The sequence below is a fragment of the Actinomyces sp. ICM47 genome (assembly GCF_000278725.1).
In the GTDB taxonomy this organism is placed as follows: Bacteria; Actinomycetota; Actinomycetes; order Actinomycetales; family Actinomycetaceae; genus Pauljensenia.
The window spans coordinates 1-22,044 of record NZ_ALCA01000092.1 but is presented as its reverse complement, the minus strand read 5'-3'; the positions used below and the strand labels follow the sequence as shown (position 1 = coordinate 22,044).

Annotated in this window: 11 protein-coding genes and 2 tRNA genes; 12 read left to right on the top strand and 1 reads right to left on the bottom strand. The window is 63.4% G+C overall.

What is annotated here, in order from left to right; genetic code table 11:
• The first annotated feature begins 75 nt into the window (after window positions 1–75).
• From dnaA to HMPREF1136_RS06080, 8 genes are all read left to right on the top strand, one after another.
• Window positions 76–1,533 (top strand): chromosomal replication initiator protein DnaA, encoded by a 1,458-nt coding sequence (gene dnaA, locus HMPREF1136_RS06115; RefSeq protein ID WP_009648467.1) that lies wholly within the window; start codon window positions 76–78, stop codon window positions 1,531–1,533.
• Between the two features lie 409 nt (window positions 1,534–1,942).
• Window positions 1,943–3,079: a DNA polymerase III subunit beta gene (gene dnaN, locus HMPREF1136_RS06110; RefSeq protein ID WP_009648474.1), complete on the top strand. Its 1,137-nt coding sequence runs from the start codon at window positions 1,943–1,945 to the stop codon at window positions 3,077–3,079.
• A gap of 1 nt (window position 3,080) precedes the next feature.
• Window positions 3,081–4,277: a DNA replication/repair protein RecF gene (gene recF / locus HMPREF1136_RS06105; RefSeq protein WP_009648456.1), complete on the top strand. Its 1,197-nt coding sequence runs from the start codon at window positions 3,081–3,083 to the stop codon at window positions 4,275–4,277.
• Complete coding sequence (locus HMPREF1136_RS06100) at window positions 4,270–5,049, top strand: DUF721 domain-containing protein (protein ID WP_009648465.1); 780 nt, start codon at window positions 4,270–4,272, stop codon at window positions 5,047–5,049. The genes recF and HMPREF1136_RS06100 overlap by 8 nt, the downstream gene beginning before the upstream one ends.
• Window positions 5,050–5,543: 494 nt before the next feature.
• On the top strand, window positions 5,544–6,446 hold the full coding sequence (locus HMPREF1136_RS10300) for a DUF5067 domain-containing protein (RefSeq protein WP_051023525.1): 903 nt from the start codon (window positions 5,544–5,546) through the stop codon (window positions 6,444–6,446).
• 298 nt (window positions 6,447–6,744) lie between these two features.
• The gene (gene gyrB, locus HMPREF1136_RS06090; RefSeq protein ID WP_009648461.1) at window positions 6,745–8,769 is read left to right on the top strand and encodes a DNA topoisomerase (ATP-hydrolyzing) subunit B; all 2,025 of its coding nucleotides are present in this window, start codon (window positions 6,745–6,747) and stop codon (window positions 8,767–8,769) included.
• 75 nt (window positions 8,770–8,844) lie between these two features.
• Window positions 8,845–11,487: a DNA gyrase subunit A gene (gyrA, locus tag HMPREF1136_RS06085; protein ID WP_009648457.1), complete on the top strand. Its 2,643-nt coding sequence runs from the start codon at window positions 8,845–8,847 to the stop codon at window positions 11,485–11,487.
• 125 nt (window positions 11,488–11,612) lie between these two features.
• Complete coding sequence (locus HMPREF1136_RS06080) at window positions 11,613–12,005, top strand: DUF3566 domain-containing protein (protein ID WP_009648470.1); 393 nt, start codon at window positions 11,613–11,615, stop codon at window positions 12,003–12,005.
• 1,182 nt (window positions 12,006–13,187) lie between these two features.
• Here the strand turns inward: HMPREF1136_RS06080 and HMPREF1136_RS06075 are convergent.
• Entirely contained in the window at window positions 13,188–14,081 is an 894-nt protein-coding gene (locus HMPREF1136_RS06075) for an Mbeg1-like protein (RefSeq protein WP_009648464.1), read from the bottom strand.
• Window positions 14,082–14,204: 123 nt separating this feature from the next.
• Between HMPREF1136_RS06075 and HMPREF1136_RS06070 the strand changes: the two genes are divergently transcribed.
• The 4 genes from HMPREF1136_RS06070 to HMPREF1136_RS06060 all read left to right on the top strand — a co-directional run bounded on the left by HMPREF1136_RS06070 (window position 14,205) and on the right by HMPREF1136_RS06060 (window position 21,795).
• Window positions 14,205–14,281, top strand: a tRNA-Ile gene (locus tag HMPREF1136_RS06070).
• A 30-nt stretch (window positions 14,282–14,311) separates the two neighbouring features.
• Complete coding sequence (locus HMPREF1136_RS11240; RefSeq protein ID WP_009648458.1) at window positions 14,312–14,446, top strand: DLW-39 family protein; 135 nt, start codon at window positions 14,312–14,314, stop codon at window positions 14,444–14,446.
• Window positions 14,447–14,457: 11 nt separating this feature from the next.
• Window positions 14,458–14,530 (top strand) — tRNA-Ala (locus HMPREF1136_RS06065).
• Between the two features lie 500 nt (window positions 14,531–15,030).
• Entirely contained in the window at window positions 15,031–21,795 is a 6,765-nt protein-coding gene (locus HMPREF1136_RS06060; protein ID WP_009648460.1) for an SdrD B-like domain-containing protein, read from the top strand.
• Window positions 21,796–22,044 lie beyond the last annotated feature (249 nt).

The following is a 22,044-nucleotide window of genomic DNA, read 5'->3' as shown; positions in this document are numbered from 1 at the left end:
GAACATGTCATAAGGTCACGTACATCACCCTTAAGTCGTGACTGAATTCACCGTATATTCTGTTCGGAGATAGTCGTGGAGCCGGATTCCCTCACACGCGCGTGGGCTGTCGCCCTCGACGCAGTTCCCACCGATGAACTGGGTCCCGTTGCGACGTCGATGCTGCGCTCCGCGCGCCCGCTCGGCGATATCGAAGGGACGATCCTCCTGGCCGTCCCTAACGGCTTCACGAAGCAGTGGATCGAAGATAAGGCGCAAAACAAGCTGACGACCGCCCTGTCCGTGAACCTCGGACGCCCCGTACGCATCGCCATCACGGTCGATCCGTCCCTGGAACTCGTGGAAACGAAGGAAGAGGAGGAGGAAGAAGAACCCCCCGCTCCCGCGCCGGTTCCTCCGACCCCCACCCCGGCCTCGTACCACGAGAAGAAAAAGAAGGAACAGCGTTCCCCCGCCGTGGCGGACTCCCGCGCCGACGCAGTTCCCACGCACCTGAACCCAAAGTTCACCTTCGATACCTTCGTTATCGGCCCGTCGAATCGTTTCGCGCACGCCGCCGCGCTGGCCGCATCAGAGTCGCCGGGCAACGCCTTCAACCCTCTCTTTATCTACGGTGACTCCGGGCTGGGTAAGACGCACCTACTTCAGGCCATCGGCCACAACGCGCTGTCGATGATGCCGCACCTGAAGGTCCGCTACGTCAACTCCGAAGAGTTCACGAACGAGTTCATCAACGCGATTCGCCTCAATAAGACGGATAACTCGCAGGTCGAGGCGTTCCACCGCCGCTACCGCGAACTCGACATCCTCCTTATCGACGACATCCAGTTCATCGGCAACAAGGAGCAGACGGTCGAAGGCTTCTTCCATACCTTCAACGCGCTACACAGCGCGAACAAGCAGATCGTCCTGACCTCCGACCTGCCTCCCGCGCAGCTCAAGGGTTTCGAGGACCGCATGCGCTCGCGCTTCTCCTCGGGCTTGCTCGTCGACGTTCAGCCGCCGGACCTGGAAACCCGCATCGCGATCCTGCATAAGAAAGCGGACGCGGAGGGCTTCGAGGTGACCCCTGAGGTCTTCGAATACGTGGCCTCGCGCATCTCCTCCAACATTCGTGAGCTGGAGGGCGCGCTCGTGCGCATCGGCGCGTGGGCGTCCCTCTACAAAGAGCGCATCGACCTGAATCTGGCACAGATGATGCTCAAGGATTTCGTGTCCAACCCGGACGACAACGAGATTACGGTCAGCCTCATCATGAGCCAGTGCGCCGTCTACTTCGGCGTGACCATCGAGCAAATGGGGTCCTCCGAGCGCAGCCACACCGTCGTCGAGGCCCGCCAGATCGCCATGTATCTGTGCCGTGAACTCACCGATCTGTCGCTGCCCAAGATCGGTCAGGCCTTCGGTCGCGATCACACGACGGTCATGCACGCGAACAAGAAGATTTCGAAGCTCATGAAGGAGAAACGCGAAACCTTCAACCATGTGTCCGAGCTTACAAATCGCATCAAGCAAAAGGCCAGGGAAGCATAAAACCCGCGCGGGCGCTGACGAAAGTCGGCGCCCGCGCGTCATTCACAGGATATGTGGACAGCGCGTGGATGAACGAGCAAACCCTGTGGAGAAAACGAGGCCCTCTGTGAATGACGAAAACTTGTAATTTCAGCCGTCCACACGTCCACGTGCGCAGTGCACAGATCCATCCACGTCATTACACCGATGTAATTTCAAGATTTTTCAACGAAAAAACAAGTTATCCACAGAACTCACAACCCTTATGATGGAAGGAGAGTCGAATGAGAAAATTTTTTTCACAGGTCTCCGCCCAACATCAGCGCTGACGCGTCGTGACCAGCGCGAGTGCCAAGCAAGAATCGCGCCCCACGTGGGCACACTTGTGAGTAAAGTAGTGATCAATCCGTTTTGCGTTTTGGAGGCAGCTATGAAGTTCACCGTCGCCCGCGATGTTCTGGCCGAAGCCGTGTCGTGGACCGCCCGCGCGCTCCCTGTGCGTCCGGCCTCCCCGATTCTGGCCGGCGTGCGCATCAAAGCTGAGGGCGACGAACTGACCCTGTCCTCCTTCGACTACGAGGTCTCCGCGAACTCGCACATCCCTGCCACAGTCGACGAGGCTGGTGAGGTCCTGGTCTCTGGCCGTCTCCTGGCTGACATCTCCAAGTCGCTGCCCTCCAAGCCGGTCTCCGTCGAGCTGGACGGCCAGAAGGTGAACCTGGTCTGCGGATCCTCGCACTTCACGCTGGCAGTCATGCCGTTGGACGAGTACCCACTGTTGCCCGCCCAGCCCAAGGGCATCGGTGCCATCGACTCATCCACGCTGTCCCAGGCCGTCTCCCAGGTGTCCATCGCAGCGTCCCGCGACGACACGCTGCCCCTGCTGACGGGCGTACGCATCGAAATCAACGGCCCGGCGATTACGCTGCTGGCCACCGACCGCTACCGCCTGGCCATGCGTGAACTCGACTGGGAACCCGCCGACACCTCGATCGAAGAGGTCGCCCTGGTTAAGGCCCGCATTCTCCAGGACGTCGCCAAGTCGATGACCTCGGGTGCCAAGGTTGAGGTCGGCCTGTCCAGCGAATCTCAGCCCGGTGCCTCGTCCCTCATCGGATTCACCGCCCAGGGCCGCCGCACCACCTCCACACTCATGGACGGCGACTACCCCGCTGTGCGCCGCCTTTTCCCCGAATCCACGCCGATCCAGGCCGTCGTCGACCGTCACGCGCTGCTCGAGGCCGTTAAGCGTATGTCGCTGGTCGCCGAGCGTAAGACCTCCGTGCGCCTGGCCTTCACCGACGGCCAGCTGGTTCTCGAAGCTGGCCAGGGCGACAACGCTCAGGCTTCCGAAGCCATCGAAGCAACCTTGCACGGCGACGATATTTCGACCGCGTTCAACCCGCAGTTCCTCATCGACGGCCTTCAGGTCCTGGACACCGACTACGTGCGCTTCGGCTTCACGCACCCGACGAAGCCGGCCGTCATCACCGGCCAGAAGAAGGCCGACGAGGGCGAGATCGCGCAGTTCCGTTACCTGCTGATGCCCATTCGTTTCGGCGTCTGACGTGCGCGTCTCCCACCTGGCCCTCGACGACTTCCGCTCCTGGAAGCATGGGGTCGTCGAGCTGCCCGCGGGACCCACAGTCCTCGTGGGCGCGAACGGCCAGGGCAAGACCAACCTCGTCGAGGCTCTCGCCTACCTGTCCACTTTCTCGTCGCACAGGGTCGGCGCGGAGGGCGCGCTCGTGCGAATCCCCATCGACGAGGCCGAGGCCGCCCCGGGTGGAGCCGTCATCCGCGCGCGGGTCGTGGCCTCAGGCCGCGAGCAGGTCATCGAGCTGGAAATCGTGCGCGGCAAGGCAAATCGGGCGCGCATTAACCGTACGCAGGTGAGGCCCCGCGAGATCCTGGGCATCGTGCGCACGGTCGTGTTCGCGCCCGAGGACCTCTCGCTCGTGCGCGGTGACCCGTCGGTGCGACGCTCCTTCCTGGACGATCTGGCCACGCAGCTCTCCCCCATCCATGCCTCCGTGCGCTCCGACTTCGACCGGGTCGCGCGCCAGCGCGCCGCGCTCATGAAGGCCGCCCAGGCCTCGATCCGCCGCGGCCAATCCCCCGACCTATCGACGTTAGAGGTGTGGGATCAGCAGTTTGCCGCCCTGTCCGCGCGCATCACGGCCACGCGAGCGTCCATCGCGGCTTCGCTCATCGAGCCGGCCGCGCGCGCCTATGACGACGTCGCCGATTCGCCGCGCCACCTGTGCCTCGCCTTCGACGCCTCTGTCGACCGCATCATCGGTACGGATCCCGATAACCCGGCCAGCGCCGACCTCACCGACGTGGACGCGCAAACCCAGCGTCTGCTCGCAGCGCTCGCGCTCGTTCGTGAGAAGGAAACCGAGCGCGGCGTCAACCTCGTCGGCGCGCACCGCGACGACCTGACCCTCAGCCTCGGCACCATGCCCGTCAAAGGCTACGCCTCCCACGGCGAATCCTGGTCTGTCGCCCTCGCCCTGCGTCTCGGGTCCTTCGAACTACTCAGCGACGATGGCGACACCCCGATCCTTATCCTCGACGATGTCTTCGCCGAACTCGACTCCTCACGCCGGTCGGGCCTGGCAGCCCTGGCCTCGAAGGCCGAACAGATCATCGTCACCTGCGCGGTCGCCGCCGACCTGCCACCCTCCCTCGACCACCACGCCCTCCACGTGCGCCTCGACCCCGAGCGCGGCACCATCATCGACGCCTCCGACCATGTCTGAACGCGACGAATTCACCGCCACCTCGCCGATCACCGCCGACGAGGACCCCGACGAATTCGTCGTCCGCGCCCTCGAACGCGCCCAGCGCGTCGCCCGCAACCACGGATATATCCGCTCCACCCTGCCCTCCTGGGGCCTCGACGAAACCCGCCCCAGGCGCACCCTCGATGGATCCAGCGAATACGCGGCCATCGAAACCGACGGACTCGGCCGCCTCGCCGCGGACGGCACCGACGGCGTCCAGGCTCGCGCCGCCGCCCGCGCCGCCGCCTACGGACACGTGAACGGAGTGCCCGCCCCGGCCTCGTCCGCCGAGGATGACCCCGAGGGCGACCTCGCCGCGCTGCGCCAAGCCCTGGCGGGAACCGAAGACTCGTGGAGCCGATCCCCCGGCATGGCCGCCATGCGCCCGCGCTACCGGCGGGCCGACTCGCTGGGTGCAATCCTGGCGCGCACGATCAAGATACGCGAATGGGACACCCCCACCAAAATGGGGTCCGTCATGGCGAAATGGCGGGACATCGTGGGTCCCAACAACGCGGATCACACGTTCATTGAGACCTTTGATGGACACAAACTCATCGTGCGTGCCGACTCTACTGCCAGAGCCAAACAGCTCCAGCTCATGCTGCCCAGCGTCGAGCGGCGCATCGCCGAGGAAGTAGGATCCGGCGTCGTCGAACAGTTGATCATCCTGGGCCCCGTCGCCCCCTCCTGGAAGAAAGGCCCCTACGTCGTTCGAGGCCGAGGCCCCCGGGCGGACTACGGATAGGCCTTGTTGCCGGGCGATCAGGTTGTCATAGGCTCGTCGGAGAGATCATCCAATGGTGAAACAACGATGAGCAGCCCACACCGACCGACCAGTACTTAGCCGACCTGTCGAAGAACCTCGGGCACGTCGACACGACGAACTCGGACAATGTGAAGAAAGAGCACCAGTGGACGTGGTGCCCCGCTTCGTTTGATGGTTGATAGTCGTCGCAATGGTTGAGAAAGTGTGATGTGCGACATTAATCCGCCCCTTGAGGGGGAATGGTAAACAAGATATTCTGATAAGTTACGTTAGTTCGTTCACATTCTGGGACTCGCGCCCCCGCGACGAGTGGGTTTCGGGGTCGAGCGAAACGACGGAACTTGCGCGGAATTGCAGGCAAAACCTTGACTAACTGGCGGCGGTGTATAAAAACCACTCCCCATTTCGGTCAGATTTTGCTACGCTTCCAAATGTCATCCCGCACATTGGTGCGCTTTCTATGAGGAGTCACTATGAGTAACCCGTACGCTCCCGGGGGCCAGGATCCCTGGAACCAGGGAAATGACCAGGGTGGTTACCCTGGTTCGCAGCAGCCATACGGCCAGCCTGACCCTAACGCCTATGCGCAGGGCGGCTACGTGGATCAGACCCAGCAGATGCCCGCTGGTTACGTGGACCAGTACGGCGCACAGGCGCAGTACGGCGCACAGGCGCAGTACGGGGCGGGAATGCCGGGTATGCCGGGTATGCAGCCTGAGGGACCCAAGTCGAAGCTTCCGCTGATCATCGGCGGCATCGCGGGCGTTCTCGTGCTCATCCTCATCGGCGTCGGCGCATACTTCTTCCTCAGCGGCGACGAAGAAGAGGATCCGGATTCGGACTCCACCTCCACCAGTGCGACGGCCGACCCGACGACTAGCGCGCCGAACCCGACGACTCAGGCTCCGAACCCGACGACTAGCGCGCCGAAGCCGACGACGTCTGCTACCAGCTCTGCCCCGACCGCTGCGCCGAACCCCGGCGGCTACCACGCGAACGGCCAGTACTCGGTCGACTACTCCTCCGGTCTCCACATTGAGATCACGAAGATCGAGAAGGGTCCCGCCGACAAGGAAGGTTCTGACACGCTCGTCGTCACCTACTCGATGACGAACAACTCCACCGAGGAGCAGTCCGCGCTGCTCAACACCCCCTCGCTGAAGCAGAAGGGTATCGACATGAACCCTGCTTACTACGCTAAGGGCAAGGAGCCCGCTGGCTACGACAACTTCGCCATCGTGCGCGTCCCCGTCGGCCAGACCAAGACCTTCCAGAAGGCCTACAAGATGCCCTACCCGAACGATCCCGTCACCTTCAAGACGCTCGACTGGGACGACTTTAATGCCAACATCCCCGACTGGACTTGGCAGCCGTGACCTTCGCTCGTCAATAGGCTGAGGTGAGCCATTCGGCACCCACCACGGCGTGCTGATCTTTACCCATACCGACACTGCGCATGTGCGCGAACGGGCCGCCCTCCCATCCGGGAGGGCGGCCCCGTGTTGTCGCGTCGCAGTAGCACTCGTAATGCGACTGATCACAGTGTCGTTTTCGTTGCAATCTCGCAGTTTGTAAAGTAACCTTCCGGGTCTGTCAGTCCCTGGTGCAAGCCCCATTTTTGGTAGAATCTACAAGGTTAAACATCTATTTTTCGCGCAATGCGAGGGGAGCCACGTGGCTGACAACGAGAAGACCGCCGAAGGCGAGCAGTCCTACGGCGCATCGGACATCACCGTCCTCGAAGGCCTGGAAGCCGTCCGCAAGCGTCCGGGCATGTACATCGGCTCGACCGGCGAACGCGGCCTGCATCACCTCGTCTACGAGGTCGTCGACAACTCCGTCGACGAGGCCCTGGCCGGCTACGCGGACCACATTGAGGTCACCATCCAGGCAGACGGCGGCATCAAAGTCGTCGACAACGGCCGAGGCATCCCCGTCGACGAGCACCCCACCGAGCACAAGCCCACCGTCGAGGTCGTCATGACGATCCTCCACGCCGGCGGCAAGTTCGGCGGCGGCGGGTACGCCGTCTCTGGTGGCCTGCACGGCGTCGGCATCTCCGTCGTCAACGCCCTGTCCACCCGCGTGAACACCGAAATCCGCCGCCAGGGCTACGTGTGGCGCATGTCGTTCGCAAACGGCGGCACCCCCATCACCCCCCTCGAACGCGGCGAAGCAACCGACGAAACCGGCACCACGCAGGTCTTCTACCCGGACCCCGAGATCTTCGAAACCGTCGAATTTGACTTCGAGACCCTGCGCCAGCGCTTCCAGCAGATGGCCTTCCTCAACAAGGGCCTGCGCATCACCCTCACTGACGAGCGTGAGTTCGCCACCGACGAAGGCGACGAGATCGCAGGCGGTGAGGAGGCCTCGGACAAGAAGACCAAGGGCCACCGCACCGTCACCTACTGCTACGAGCACGGCCTGCGCGACTACGTCGAGTACCTCGATTCCGCCAAGAAGTCCGACACGATCAACAACGAGATCATCGACTTCGAAGCCGACAACGACGAAGGCACCATGAGCGTGGAAATCGCCATGCAGTGGACCACCGCCTACTCCTCCTCCGTCCACACCTTTGCCAACACCATCAACACAACCGAAGGCGGCATGCACGAGGAGGGCTTCCGCACCGCGCTGACCTCCCTCGTCAACCGCTACGGCCGCGACAAGGGCATCATCCGCGACAAGGACGATAACCTCACCGGTGACGACGTCCGCGAAGGCCTGACTGCCGTCATCTCGATCAAGCTCACCGAACCTCAGTTCGAAGGCCAGACAAAGACCAAGCTCGGCAACACCGAAGCCCGCACCTTCGTCGCCCAACAGGTATATTCCAAGCTCACCGACTGGTTCGACGCCCACCCCGCCGACGCCAAGGCCATCATCGCCAAGGGTCAGGCCGCCCAGGCCGCCCGCGTCGCCGCTCGCAAGGCGCGTGAGGCCACGCGCCGCAAGGGTGTCCTCGAATCCGCCTCCATGCCCGGCAAGCTGCGCGACTGTTCCTCGCGCACGCCCTCCGAATGTGAAATCTTCATCGTCGAGGGTGACTCCGCAGGCGGCTCCGCCGTCGGCGGCCGCGACCCCGAGCGCCAGGCCATCCTGCCGATCCGCGGCAAGATCCTCAACGTCGAAAAGGCCCGCCTGGACCGAGCTCTGTCCTCGGACACGATCCGCTCCCTCATCACTGCCTTCGGGACCGGCATCGGCGAAGACTTCGACATCTCCAAGCTCCGCTACGGCAAGATCGTCATCATGGCGGACGCCGACGTCGACGGCCAGCACATTGCCACGCTGTTGCTGACCCTCCTCTTCCGCTACATGCGTCCCCTCATCGAGGGTGGCCACACCTTCATTGCGATGCCCCCGCTGTACCGCATCAAGTGGACCAACGCCGAGCATGAATTCGCCTACTCCGACAAGGAGCGAGACGAACTGCTCGCCGCCGGTGCCGCCGCGAACCGCCGCCTGCCCAAGGAAGGTGGCATCCAGCGCTACAAGGGCCTCGGCGAAATGAACGACCATGAACTGTGGGAGACCACCATGGATCCGGAACATCGAATCCTTAAGCAGGTCACCCTCGACGAGGCCGCAGACGCCGACGAAACCTTCACGATCCTCATGGGCGACGACGTCGACCGACGCCGCACGTTCATCCAGCGCAACGCCACTGACGTGCGCTTCCTCGACATCTGACATCACCCGCGATCAGCCCAGCCCCGGCCTCGTACCGGGCAGGTCTGATCGAGCAGAAACAACGTAAGGAAAAACGTGAGCGACGAGCAGACTACTGACGCGCGGCACATCTCGGACACCGAGCGCATTCGCCAGGTCGACCTGCAAAAGGAGATGCAGCGCTCCTACCTCGACTACGCGATGAGCGTCATCGTCGGACGCGCTCTGCCCGACGTACGCGACGGCCTCAAGCCCGTCCACCGTCGCGTCCTGTACGCCATGTACGACGGCGGATACCGCCCCACCTCCTCGTTCTCCAAGTCCTCCCGCGTCGTCGGCGAGGTCATGGGTAACTACCACCCCCACGGTGACGCTGCGATCTACGACGCCCTCGCACGCCTCGTGCAGCCCTGGTCGCTGCGCTACCCCCTCGTCGCCGGCCAGGGCAACTTCGGCACCCCCGGCAACCTGGGCCCTGCGGCCCCCCGTTACACCGAGTGCAAGATGGCGCCCCTGGCCATGGAAATGGTCCGCGACATCGACGAAGAATGCGTCGATTTCCAGGACAACTACGACGGCCGCAACCAGGAACCCACCATCCTGCCTGCCCGTTTCCCCAACCTTCTGGCCAACGGATCCGAAGGCATCGCCGTCGGCATGGCCACGCGCATCCCGCCGCACAACTTGCGCGAACTCGCGCGCGGCGTCCAGTGGGCGCTCGACAACCCTGAGGCCTCGCGCGAAGAACTCCTCGAAGCACTCCTCAAGCTGATCCCCGGACCCGACTTCCCCACCGGCGCCACCATCCTCGGCCACAAGGGCATCGAAGACGCCTACCGCACCGGTCGGGGCTCCATCACGCAGCGCGCCGTCGTGAACGTTGAGGAAATCCAGGGTCGCCAGTGCCTCGTCGTCACCGAGCTGCCCTACCAGGTCAACCCCGACAACCTGGCCGATAAGATCGCCCAGCTCGTGCGCGACGGAGCAATCGGCGGCATCGCCGACATCCGCGACGAAACCTCCGGTCGTACTGGTCAGCGCCTCGTCATCGTCCTCAAGCGCGACGCCGTCGCCAAGGTCGTCCTCAACAACCTCTACAAGCGCACCAGCCTGCAGGAGAACTTCTCCGCCAACATGCTCGCGCTCGTCGACGGCGTACCCCGCACCCTGTCCATCGACGGCTTCATCCGCCACTGGATCACCCACCAGATGGACGTCATCGTGCGCCGCACGCGCTTCCGCCTGCGCAAGGCCCTCGAACGCCTGCACATCCTCGAAGGCTACCTGAAGGCCCTCGACGCCCTCGACGAGGTCATCGCCCTCATCCGCCGCTCCCCCACCGTCGACGAGGCCCGCGCCGGCCTGATCGAACTGCTCGACGTGGACGCCATCCAGGCCGACGCGATCCTGGCCCTCCAGCTGCGCCGCCTCGCCGCCCTCGAGCGTCAGAAGATCATGGACGAGTACGCCGAACTCAAGGCCCGCGTCGACGACCTCAACGACATCCTCGCCAAGCCCGAGCACCAGCGCGCCATCATCTCCACCGAACTGTCCGAAATCGTCGACAAGTTCGGCGACGAGCGCCGCACCCGCATCCTTCCCTTCGACGGGGAAATGTCGATGGAAGACCTCATCCCCGAAGAGGACGTCGTCGTCACCATCACCCGCGACGGCTTCGCCAAGCGCACCCGCACAGACAACTACCGCTCGCAGAAGCGCGGCGGCAAAGGCGTGCGCGGCACCCAGCTGCGCGGCGACGACGTGGTCGAACACTTCTTCGTCACGACCACGCACAACTGGCTGCTCTTCTTCACCAACCTCGGCCGCGTCTACCGCGCCAAGGCCTACGAGATCCCCGAAGGCGGTCGCGACGCCAAGGGCCAGCACGTCGCCAACCTGCTGGCCTTCCAGCCCGACGAGCACATCGCACAGGTCCTCGCGATCCGCACCTACGAAGACGCCGACTACCTGGTCCTGGCCACCAAGCGCGGCCTGGTGAAGAAGACCCCGCTGAGCCTGTACAACTCGCCCCGCTCCGGCGGCATCATCGCCATCAACCTGCGCGAGGACGAAGACGGCAAGCCCGACGAGCTGGTTTCCGCGCAGACCATCATGGCCGACGAGGACCTCATCCTCGTCTCCCGCGACGGCCAGGCAGTGCGCTTCACCGCCACCGACGAGCAGCTGCGCTCCATGGGCCGCTCCACCTCCGGCGTGCGCGGCATGAAGTTCCGCGGCGACGACGAGCTCCTCAGCATGGAGGTCCCGCGCGAGGACACCGACCTGCTGATCGTCACCGAATCCGGCTACGCCAAGCGCACCCCCGTCGACGAATACCCGACCAAGTCGCGTGGCACCCTCGGCGTGCGCGTCGGCAAGCTCGTCGACGAACGCGGCGGCCTCGTCGGTGCCCTCGTCGTGCGCCCCGACGAAGACGTCATGGTCATCACCGAATCCGGCAAACTCGTCCAAGTCAACGCCTCCGACGTTCGACCCACCACCCGCAACACTATGGGCGTCATCTTTGCCCGACCGGACGAAGGCGACCGCATCATCGCGATCACCCGTAACCCCGACTCCGGCGACGATTCCAGTGACGACTCTGGTGACGAAGTTGTGGTCGACTCCGCGCAGAACGCCTCCACCGAGGACCTCCCCCAGGAGAGCACCCTCGCCGAGACGGATGCGCCCACTGAAGGCGGCGACACAGCCGACGACACCGACAAGTACGACAAGTAAATGACGATCACGGGACGAGGCCTGCCCTCGTCCCGTGATCAACATTCCAAAGCGGCGCGGACCCTGCGCCGGGGCCCGGCGATACGGTAGCCTGGCTGTAGGAAGTGCGACCTGGAAGGAATCACATGAGTGACCACGTCACGAGCGCCCGCACAGACGCTCCCCGCCGAGTTGACCTGGCGATCGCGCGCATCGACGCGTGGACCGTCATGAAGGTATCTTTCCTTCTGTCAGTCGCCCTGGGCATCGCGCTCGTCATCGCCACCATCGTCCTGTGGCTCATGGTCGACGCCATGCACGTCTTCAGCCAGATCGAAGAATTCCTCCAGACCGTCGGTGCCGGTCGCTTCGTTGACCTCCTCGACTACGCGCGCCTGCCCCGCGTCATCTCTTACGCGACCATCGTCGCCGTTATCAACGTCATTCTGCTCACCGCCCTGTCGACGCTGGGTGCCATGCTCTACAACGTCGTCGCGTCCCTGGTGGGCGGCATTAAGGTGTCTCTCATGGACGAGTGAGAACATCACGCGCAAGGGGTCGGCTCACGTCGGCCCTTTTTGCTATGCCCGTGTGCGTGTGCGCGTGTGCGCGCGTGTGTTGGTGCCCGGGGTTGGCGACCATCTGGGTTCTGGGTGCCTTCGAGTGCTTCTACGCTCTTCATTCGGGCTGCACGTGGATAGGAAGTGGCTACATGGATAGGTTATGTGTATGTGGATAGGATATTAAGCTATCCGTGAGGCAGTAACCTATCCGCCTGCTCGTTTCCTATCCGCGTGGATGACGGGTCAGACCGTACTGGGTCCGTTCTTGCGGTGATCCATCCTCAACGCGGTCCTTAGTGCTGCGTTGGCGTGGTTCACCAACAATGTCGCACGTAATTCCCCTGTGGCTCTTGTCGAGTTTTGACATGAGAGCGTTGGAATTGCATCGTTTATCTGGGATGGATGAAAGTTTGGGTGATAGGACACTACGTGTTGCTGAAAGGGTGACTTTTTGGCTTGTTGGTGGGGAAAAGTTGGTGTTTTAGTTGGTTGAGGCCACCTTGAGGGGTGGACATATCGTGTTGCTGGGGTGGTGACTTGTCGGCTGTGTTGCGCGGGAAAGTCGCTGTTGTAGGTGGTCGTGTTTGCCTCGTTCCTGGATTTGCCCAAATCGCAGACCACCTCACCCATAACAGCCCATTTTTGCCGTTTTTCGGCGAGGTGGTCTGCACTTTGGGCGGCACGCTCCCTTATGAGTGCCGCGCGTGCCGGTGATGCGTCGATTCGATGCTTCTCATGCCACCACGACCTCCAAACCACCCAGGCGGCGGATATCACAGGGCACGAGAGTGTAGCTCCAGTGTCCAACGGCGGCCAGGTTCAAAGCTGATGCCCCGTGGCCACAGCGCAAACAACGAGTAGAGCACCAGGCCGCGCGCTGGCCTGACATCTAGTGATGCAACACGGCAACGTCGCGTGTCCAATAGCCTAAACCCGCTAATTGGAGCGTGGGCGAGGCTGCCCGCATACGGAATAGCGGGCCTGCGTGCGGACGAGAGGGCCCAGCTTCGGAATAGCGGGCCCGCGTGCGGACGAGAGGAGTCCTTCGATAAGAGCGCGGCGGGGCCGCTGAGCCGCTACTAGGTGGGTTAACGTGCGCATTGGGGGGCAATGGTGCAAGCCGATCCGAGGCGGCTCAAAGACACTCGCAGAGGCCTCTCAGCGGTCTTGGGCGACCCGAATCGGCCGAACCCTCAGCAGGAGACCGACGAGGCCCCCGAGCGCAGCCCCCGAGCGCGATGGGTTCCTTGAGTCGCACAGGAGTGAAGATCCGTCGATCAGCCACGTGTATGGGTTGTGGCTCAGCGGACCCCGCCAGAGCGATGCAATGATCGAAGCACCTGTGGGCAGCGGAAACAGGGGACTCACCCAGGATTCGGCCGGCGTGTAGACGCTCGTCAGAGGTGCGATGCTGGAAAAGAAACCGTCATCGATGACGGATTCGGGGAAGCCGACGGGATCGAAGGAAAACACGTGCTGGAGCGTCGGCACACACGTCGCGGCGGCCGCATACAGGGCTAAGTTCCCGCCCTTGGAGTGGCCGATGACGGTGACCGGTCCGGCAGTGCGTCGGGCCACATATAGCAGGTAGCGCGCCGCCCACAGCTGAGCAATTGTCGGAAAATCCAGGCCGAACTGCGCATCCTCTGCCCAGCCGACCGCAGTGCCATTGGTGCCGCGGAACGCCACGTAGCTCGCCCCGGCCTCGTCGATGAACGTAACCGCGCCGAACTGTGCGAGCGGCTGCACGCCGATCCGCGTGACGGCGTCGCGCACCCGCATGTCTTGAAACCGTGGACTCGCGCCGACTGCGCGCAGCAGGGAGCGCAGAAGTGCACGGTTATGTTTGGTGATCATCGTGTGATCGTAGAGGGCGAGGATGGACGAGGCCTGGGCGACCTCGCTCAGGAGGCATCCCCGGGCGGAGCGGGGGCCGACCAGAGCGTGGAAGTCTGCGTACGACAGTGCGGCGAGGGTGAGGGCATCGGCTGGCGTAAGGTCTGTACGCAGCGGCGTCGTTGCCCTGCGAACGTAGTCGATAATCGTGGTCACGAGGGTTCTCTTTTCTGCTCCGCGCCCTGCGCGGCGGCTGCGTGGTGGACGTCACCAACTCTCGATTTTGCTGAAGGGCTCGATGCTGTGTACTATATCCGAGTGCCCGCAAGGGTGCCGGTTGGGCCTATAGCTCAGTAGGTTAGAGCGCAGTCCTGATAAGACTGAGGTCGGTGGTTCGAGCCCACCTAGGCCCACCATCCGCAGGCGAATTTGAGCGGAGGATCATCATGAAGAAGCTGGTCACGTGTTGTGTGGCTGTCGGATCCGTCGTTGCCGTTGGTATCGTCGTTCGACAAGTTCTCCTTGATCTTTCTGACAATGCCGATCTGTGGATGTCCGTGACGGACGTCGTGGAGGGCTGAGCTTCTCCAACGGGGCTATGGCGCAATTGGTAGCGCACCTGCTTTGCAAGCAGGGGGTTACGGGTTCGAGTCCCGTTAGCTCCACTTTTCACCCGCAACCTGATGGTTGCGGGTTTTGTCGTATGTGAGCTTCCGCAATTTGTTGGCGATGGCCTCACATGTCAGCGTATCGGAGGCTGTGTGCCGTTATTTATCCGACCAGCTGGTCATGTCTGTAGATGGTGTTGATCATCAGCGGTCACTTCTGGGACTAATGACCCTGAGCTGGTATTCCGCCAATTTTTATCCACAGGCCTGTGCACACTTGTGAATAAACTGTGTGAATAAGTCTTTCACACAATCGGTCAGAAGTTTGAAATCTGACCTAATAAACCTTTAGTTACGAGCAGTTTTGCAATAGTTGCCACTTTTTCACACTTGCTTTGAAACCGCTAAAATTGGCCTGATTCATCCCTTATACGCACAACAGGAGAACGCTGTGCATATCAACGACACATGGTCAAAGGCTTCGAGGCCAGCCCAGCTGCTTGCCATGTTGGTGACGACCGCTCTCGTCCTTCTTGGCGTGACGTCGCTGCCCACATATGCGGCCGCCCCCCACCCTCAAACTTGCAATCAACGCCGACGAGGACTCCTACCTGTCAGGCGTCGAACAACGCTACGTCGTCGAGTTTTCCTGCGCCTCCACCACAGAGGACTGCCTGAACTCGGTCGTGACCATCACGCTGCCGCACACGATCACTCCCGCAGGTGACTCCAACCCTGACTCGGCTCCCGACGGCGTCAACGCCACGGCCACCGCCGGCAACAAGGTCGTTACTCCCGAGATCAAGCGCCCGACAGCGACCACGGACGGCCTCGTCACCTACAACCTCGGAACCGTCGCCGCCGGCACGTCCTTCCAGACCGTGCTGACGTTCACCGCGCCTCGCGGCGTAACCCCCGGCAGCTCCACGGTGACCCCCGTCGCCACCTTCTCCTCGGGCGACACCACCGTGACCGCACAGGACACCGTCACGATCTACTCCGAGCCGACGCCCCTCCTGTCGAAAACCGGCCCCGTCGCGACCCCGAAGAACGTGGATGTGACCTACCAGATCACCCCGAAGTACGACACCACGATCGACGGTCTGAACGGCAAGACCAACATGACGAACGTCGTCGTCACCGACCCGCTGCCCCAGTGCGCGACCTACGTGTCCTCCACGGCCTCGGGTAACACCATCACCAACACGGCCGCGACCGTGCCCAGCTCCTACGACGCCGTGACCCACACGGTCACCTGGAACATCGGCGACGTGAACCCCGCGTTCATGAACGTGGTCCTGTCCGTCACCGTCCACTACGACGACACCTGCACCGACGACACGGTCACCAACACCGCCAAGCTCACCGGCAACGAAATGCACAACGAGACCAAGACGCTCACCGCGAATGCCTCGTTCACGCACCACTTCGATAATGAGGTTCGCTACGGCGGTGGCTTCAACAAGCGTGCCATGAGCCAGTTCGAGCGTGGCAAGCAGGGCAACTGGCTCTACAGCTACGACAACAAGTCCAACGTGCCTGTCGTCATGGAGTACACCGACTACATGACCTGTGGCCTGGTGTCCCCCACCGACGGCTCCAAGGACTGCGACAAGCCCCTCATGCGCGTCAAGACCATCGATACGCAGACGACGACGCCCATCGAGATCACCTACTGGACCAACAAGGGCAACACCGGCACTCAGACCGTCTCTCGCGGCAAGGCATTCGACTTCTCCTCCTTCGCGGCCGACGAATACCTGACCGTCTTCCACTACAAGCAGACGATCCCCGCCGGCGAATCCTCCATCCTCAACGTCGCCGGCCCCATCGGCGCGGGCACGCCCACCACCGAGGATGGCGTCACCTACGTCGACGTCGACAAGAACGCCGCCGCCTGGAAGGCCGACAAGTCCGACCAGTGGGTGCGCGTCCAGAACTGCGTCACCGACTTCTCCATGAAGTCCCTCGACGGCACGCACGACATCGCGATCCCCGCCGACGACTTCTGTGACGTCCTGACCCTGGGCACCGCGCTGCCCAAGTACTACAACGCCAAGTCCACGATCAAGGGCAGCCTGGCGTCCCCCGGCTCCGAGGTCACCTTCAGTGTCACCGCGAACAACACCTCGACCGTCGTCGACTCCCAGCCCGTCATCTCCGACCTGCTGCCCTGCGGCATGACCTTCGTCGAGGGTTCTGTCACCGGAGGCCCCGCCGGCAAGGAAAAGACAGTGACGGTCCGAGACGTCACCGACGCGACCGGCTGCACCCGCCAGCTCGTCCAGGTCACGTGGCCCGGCTACCAGACCAAGGGTGGTACCACCATTCAGCTGCGCGGCAAGGTCGGTCCCTCGATGAGCGCCGGTACCCACAAGAACGAGGCCTACATCTCCGCTGCTGAACCCGAGTACGCGCTCACCTCCAAGAAGACCACCATCTGCTTCTACGGCTCGACCGACGACACCTACGATGTCAACGGTGACGGCAATACCGCCGACCAGGTGTGCCCCGTCTCCTCGACCTTCACGGTCTCCGAGCAGGCCGGTGCCGACGTGGTGCTCGAATCCCTGGGCTCCGTGCCCGGCTCCGTCTACAAGAAGTACACCGACGGCCCCTCCGTCATGCGCCAAGGCGAAGACGGTCAGTTCCGCATCACGCCCACCAACTCCGGTAACGCGGACCTGTCCGACATGACCGTATACGGCATCCTCCCCTACGTCGGAGACACCTCCGTTCAGGGCGGTGCCTCGCGCGACTCCGAATGGGAACCCATCATGACCGGCCCCATCCAGATCGGCACCGGCTCGGGCATCGACCCCTCCCAGGTCACCATCGAGTACTCCACCTCGACCAATCCCTGCCGCGGTGAAGTCATCAACCAGGGCGACGCCATGACCGCCTCCCCCGCAGGGTGCGACAACGACTGGACCGCCACCCCGGCCTCGTGGTCGGACGTGAAGTCCTACCGCGTCTACATCAACGGACAGGCCACCCCCATCAAGGCGGGTGCTTCCATCCCGCTGATCGTGCCCATCAAGGCACCCGATAACGCGAGCGGCACTGCCTACGAATCCGTCGCGATCGCCGCCACCCAGGCCTCGAACAACCGAGCCATCCTGCCGACCGAGCCCATCAAGGTCGCCCTGGTCGTTGCGCTCGACGTGGCCCTGAACAAGACCGTCGTCTCCGACGTCGACAACCTCGCGCCCGGCGACAATGTCACCTTCCGCATCGACGCCGGCAACTCCGGCCAGGGCAAGGCCCCCGACGTCAAGGTTGCCGAGGCTTTCCCCGCCGGCACGACCTTCGTCTCCGCCGAGTCGCACCTGTGCACCTCCGGCTACACCTCCGGCGTGCCCGGCGAGTGCAACACCGGTAACGCCGCTGGCACCTTCGACGGCAACACGTGGAAGCTCGGTGATATGCTCGCCGGCCAGTACGCCTCGCTGTACGTCACCGTCACGCTCGACGAGGGCACCGACGGCAAGACACTCGAGAACACGGCCTCCTTCGTGAACCCGCCCGAGTACGACCAGAACCCGGACAACAACATCGCGAAGGCCTCGATCTCCGTCAAGCACCGCCTGTCTGGCAAGGTCTACTACGACGCCAACGACTCCTCCTCCTACACCAACGGTGAAGAGGGCTTTAAGGACATCACGGTCGAGCTGCTCGGCCCCGACGGTGCCGTCATCGCGACCACGACTACTGACGCTGACGGCAACTACTCCTTCACGCGCCTGCCCGCCGGCGACTACACCGTCAAGGTCACCAAGGCTGGCGCAATCGCTAACCTCGACCAGACCGAGGACCCGGACTCCACGAAGGACAACACCTCCGGGACCGTGACCCTGAACGCGGACAACCCCGTCCAGGAGAACATCAACTTCGGCTACGTCAAGAAGCACGCGATTTCCGGCAACGTCTACCTCGACCAGAACCGCGACAAGACCAAGGACAGCGGCGATATCCCGCAGTCCGGCATCACCGTGAACCTAGTTGACGCCTCCGGCACCGTCGTGGCCACCACCACGACCGACGCTGACGGCAACTACTCCTTCACCGGCCTCGGCGACGGCACCTACACCGTCCAGGTCGACAAGACCGGCCCGCTCGCCTCCACCGAGCAGACCGAGGACCCCTCCGGTCAGGGCGACTCGCGCTCGCAGGCCATCACCTTCACGCGCTCCGACCCCGACGTCACCAACGTCAACTTTGGCTACGCGGAGGACTACACGATCTCCGGCACCGTCTACTACGACAAGGACCGCTCTGAGACCCTGAACAACGGTGAGCCCGGCTTCGACGGCATCACCGTCAACCTCCTCAACGAGGCCGGGGCAACGGTCGCTACGACCACGACGAAGGCGGACGGCACGTACTCCTTCACGAAGCTGCCCGCCGGCAAGTACACCGTCAAGGTGGAACCCTCCGACCTGCTGAAGAAGCTTGAGCAGACCGAGGACCCCGACGACACGAAGGACCACACCTCCGGCGTGGTCCAGGTGAATCACGACAACCCCTCCGTGCAGAACGTGAACTTCGGTTACGCCACGAACTACACGATCAAGGGCACGATCTATCGTGACGCCGACCGCTCCGAGTCCCTTGAGGACGGCGAGAAGCTCTACCAGGGCGTGACCGTCGACCTCCTCGACAACGCCGGTAACGTCGTGGCCACTACGACCACCGACGCTAGCGGTGCCTACACCTTCACCAACCTGGAGGAAGGCACCTACAAGGTTCGCGTCCGCAAGGAAGGCCCCATCGCCGACCTCGACCAAACCGAGGACCCCGACGCCACCAAGGACAACACCTCCGGTGACATCACCCTCGAACTGAACGACCCGATCAAGGAGAACGTCAACTTCGGGTACATCTCGGACAACTCAATCTCCGGCACCGTCTACCGCGACGACAACCGCTCCGGTGCCCTGAACTCCGGAGAGTCCGGCTACCCCGAGCAGACCGTGCAGCTGCTCGATAAGGATGGAACCGTCATCGCGACGACGAAGACCGACGCGAACGGCATGTACTCCTTCGACAAGCTGCCCGACGGCACCTACTCCGTGAAGGTCGTCAAGGACGGTGCCCTGGCCGACACCGAGCAGACGGGCGACCCCGACTCGACGCTGGACAACGCGTCCGAGCCGATCACCCTGGACGAGGCCAACCCGACCAAGAAGGACGTCGACTTCGGCTACGTGCCCGACTACTTCATCAAGGGCACGATCTACCGCGACGGCAACCGCTCCGGCGCGCTGGACACGGACGAGAAGCTCTACGAGGGCGTGACCGTTCAGCTGCGCGACGCGGACGGCACCGTTGTGGCCACGACCACGACGGATGCGGACGGCGCTTACTCCTTCGACAAGCTCCCCGCAGGCACCTACACCGTCACGGTCGTTCAGGATGGCCCCATCGCTGGTCTCGAGCAGACCGGTGACCCGGACGCCACGAAGGACAACGCCTCTGAGCCCATCACGCTGAACAACGACAACCCGTCCACGACGGACGTCAATTTCGGCTACGTGAACAACAACTCCCTGTCGGGCACCGTCTACCGCGACGACTCGCGCAACGGCGACCAGGACGGCACCGAACCCGGATACTCCGGCGTCACCGTCCAGCTCCTCGACAAGGACGGACAGGTCATCGCCACCACGACGACCGACGCGAACGGCAACTACTCCTTCGATAAGCTGCCTGACGGCACCTACTCCGTCACGGTCGTCAAGGACGGCGAACTCGCCGACACCGAACAGACCGAGGACCCGGACGCCACGAAGGACAACGCCTCCGAACCTGTGACCCTGAATGAGGACAACCCCTCCAAGGACCACATCGACTTCGGTTACGTGCCGGACTACTCGATCCACGGCCTCGTCTACCGTGACGGTGACCGCTCCGAGTCGCACGGCACCGGTGAGAAGGGCTACGCCAACCAGACCGTCGAACTGCGCGACAAGGACGGCAAGGTCGTCGCCACCACCACGACGGACGCGGACGGCGCCTACTCCTTCGAGAAGCTGCCCGCCGGCGACTACACCGTGAAGGTCGTCAAGGACGGTGCTCTCACCGACCTCGACCAGACCGAGGACCCGGACTCCACCAAGGACTCCGCCTCCGGCGTCATCTCGCTCAGCAACGATCACCGTACCCAGACGGATGTCAACTTCGGATACATCGCCAACAACTCCATCAACGGCACCATCTACCGCGACGGTGACCGCGACGGACGCAAGGGCGACACCGAAGGACGCTACTCCGGCGTGACCGTCCAGCTTCTCGATAAAGACGGCACCGTCATTGCCACCACGACGACCGACAAGGACGGCACGTACTCCTTCGAGCACCTGCCCGACGGCACCTACTCGATCAAGGTCGTCAAGGACGGCGTGCTCGCCGATGCCGACCAGACCGGCGACCCGGACACGACACTTGACAACGCGTCCAAGCCGATCACCCTCGACGAGAACAACCCCACCAAGAGTGACGTCGACTTCGGCTACGCCCCGAACAACACGATCACCGGCACCGTCTACCGCGACGACAACCGCGACAAGATGATCGACGGTGACGAACCCGGCCTTGAGCGCGTCAGCGTCCAGCTCCTGGACGAAGATGGCAACGTCGTGCAGACGCTCGACACCGCCGCGGACGGCACCTACGCCTTCCAACACCTCAAGGACGGCAAGTACACCGTGAAGGTCGTGCGCTACTCGGCCATCAAAGACTACGACCAGACCGAGGACCCCGACGCCACCGTCGACGACACCTCCGCGGTGTACACGATGGGTCCGGAGAACTCCCTCCAGGAAAACGTCAACTTCGGTTACGTGCCCGACTATTCAATCGCCGGTCGCGTCTACCGTGACGCCGACAAGTCGGGTTCCTACACCGACGGTGAAGAAACCTTCGAGGGCGTGACCGTCGACCTGATCGACGCTTCCGGTACGGTTGTCGCCACCGCGATGACCACCGCGGACGGCACCTACTCCTTCGAGAAGCTGCCCGCTGGCACCTACCGCGTCAAGGTCCACGCCGACGGCGCCCTGGCCGGCCTCGACCAGACCGAGGACCCGGACGGCATCGCCGACTCCATGTCCGGCGAGATCACCATCGGCTTCGATAACCCGACGGTCACCGGCGTGAACTTCGGCTATGTCGCACCCGACGCACCGGCCACGAAGCCCAGCACTAGCCTGGCACAGCGCCTCGCGCGCACCGGCTTCGACAGCCTGGTCGGCACCGCCGGCCTGGGCGCCGCAGCCGCGGGTGGCCTCCTCCTGTGGATGCGTCGCCGCCGTCAGGGCTGAGCCTGATTCAGCCTGAGCCTCGACGAGGTCGTGGCTGAGTGAGGGGCGGGTACTTCGGTACCCGCCCCTTTGGCGTGCCCGGGTGGCACCGCTGGTGTTCCCGGGCGCCTTCGGGCCGGGTCGCTGTATGTGTCCGTGGGCGGCGGCCCGCCCGCTCGCCGTACGCGCTGCGAGCCTTCGGCTCGGCGCGTCGGCTCGAAGCCCGGCCAGGCCCTGCCGCCGCCCATGGACACCGCGGTCATCCCCTCC

Bases quoted from the DNA above. Each gene is read 5' to 3' on its own strand.
- dnaN (WP_009648474.1), top strand. From the start codon at position 1,943: ATGAAGTTCACCGTCGCCCGCGATGTTCTGGCCGAAGCCGTGTCGTGG.
- HMPREF1136_RS06100 (WP_009648465.1), top strand. From the start codon at position 4,270: ATGTCTGAACGCGACGAATTCACCGCCACCTCGCCGATCACCGCCGAC.
- HMPREF1136_RS10300 (WP_051023525.1), top strand. From the start codon at position 5,544: ATGAGTAACCCGTACGCTCCCGGGGGCCAGGATCCCTGGAACCAGGGA.
- HMPREF1136_RS06080 (WP_009648470.1), top strand. From the start codon at position 11,613: ATGAGTGACCACGTCACGAGCGCCCGCACAGACGCTCCCCGCCGAGTT.
- HMPREF1136_RS11240 (WP_009648458.1), top strand. From the start codon at position 14,312: ATGAAGAAGCTGGTCACGTGTTGTGTGGCTGTCGGATCCGTCGTTGCC.
- HMPREF1136_RS06060 (WP_009648460.1), top strand. From the start codon at position 15,031: ATGCGGCCGCCCCCCACCCTCAAACTTGCAATCAACGCCGACGAGGAC.